Here is a 1458-nt window from a genome sequence, read left to right as displayed (position 1 = left end):
ACATCGACATCGCCGAGACCATAGCCAACGCGTTGAAGGTGAAGCTCAACCTGGTCAACGTAACCGGCCAGAACCGCATTCCGTATCTGACCGAGCGTCGCGTCGACATCCTGCTCAGCGTCGGCCACAGCGCCGAACGCGAGAAGGTCATCGATTTTACCGCTGCCTACGCCCCTTACTACATCGCCGTCATCGGGCCGCAGGCCGTAAAGGTCGAAGGCAAGGCAGACCTCGCCGGCAAGTCGATCGCGGTGAGCCGCGGCACGCTGGAAGACACCTCGCTCACCGAGGCTGCGCCGCCTTCCGCCGACATCAAGCGCTTCGACAGCTACAACTCCGTCATCCAGGCCTTCATCTCGGGCCAGGCGCAGCTGATGGTCGTCGGCAACGATGTCGGCGCCCAGGTGCTCTCGCGCCAGACCACGTTGAAGCCCGAGCAGAAATTCCAGCTGATGACGTCGCCGGACCATATCGCGCTGAACAAGGACGAGCCGCGTCTCAAGCAGGCACTCAACGAGATTGTCGCCAAACTGCTCGCCGACKGCACGCTGAACAAGGCCTCGCTCAAGTGGCTCGGCAAGCCACTTGATCCCAAGGATCTCTGAAGCTTGGCCTACAGCCTCAACTTCGACTGGCTGAGCCAGGCCTCCGAACCCATCGCGCGCGGCGCGATGGCGACGGTGGGGTTGATCGCCGTCACGACCGTGCTCGGTACAGTCTGCAGCGTGTTGGGGGCAGCGGCGGTGCGCAGCCGCTCTCCCTGGCTGCGCGGCATGGTCGGCAGCTATGTCGAGCTGATCCGGAACACGCCGTTTCTGGTCCAGCTGTTCTTCATCTTCTTCGGCCTGCCCAGTCTTGGCTTGCGGCTTGATCCTGCCGTCGCAGCAATCCTCGCGATGACGATCAACCTCTCGGCCTATGGCACCGAGATCGTCGCCGCGGGGCTGGATGCCGTGCCCAATGGTCAGAGGGAGGCCGGCCGCGCACTTGGGCTGCGACCCGCGCTGGTCTTCGTCAAGATTGTCCTCCCGCAGGCGCTGAAGGTGATTTTCCCGGCGTTGCAGAGCCAGGTCATCATCATGATGCTCGAATCCGCGGCGGTGTCGCAGATCTCGGTGCGCGAACTGACCTATGAGGCGGACATGCTGCAGGCGCGCAGCTTCCGCGCCTTCGAGACCTATTTCGTCGTCACCATGGTCTATCTGGCGTTGAGCATTGGGTTGCGCCGCATCCTCGGCCTCTCCGGACGGAAATTCCTGATCGGGGGGCCGTCCTGATGGACTTCACCTTCTGGGACATCCTGCGCAACCTGCTGCTCGCGACACGCTGGACGGTCCTGCTCTCGATTGTCGCTTTCATCGGCGGTGGCGTGGTGGGGATGGCAATCCTGCTGGCGCGGGTCTCATCCCGTCACTGGCTGCGTCATGTCGCCGATCTCTATATCGGGCTCTTCCAGGG

At 63.1% G+C, this 1458-nt stretch carries 2 protein-coding genes and 1 pseudogene; all 3 read left to right on the top strand.

All coding sequences use genetic code 11. From position 1 onward, the window contains the following. The coding region (locus AC1DJT_RS36695; protein WP_476836061.1) for a transporter substrate-binding domain-containing protein at positions 1–605 on the top strand (605 nt) is incomplete at its 5' end. A 3-nt stretch (positions 606–608) separates the two neighbouring features. Then, complete coding sequence (locus tag AC1DJT_RS36690) at positions 609–1277, top strand: amino acid ABC transporter permease (protein ID WP_441508756.1); 669 nt, start codon at positions 609–611, stop codon at positions 1275–1277. After that, positions 1274–1458 (top strand): annotated as a pseudogene (locus tag AC1DJT_RS36685) (amino acid ABC transporter permease); the annotation flags it as partial. The gene AC1DJT_RS36690 and the pseudogene AC1DJT_RS36685, both read left to right, overlap by 4 nt.

This window comes from Allobosea sp. 05T422_2 (assembly GCF_056396265.1).
Note: the sequence above shows the minus strand (reverse complement) of the source record. Positions and strands in the feature narration are given on the sequence as shown.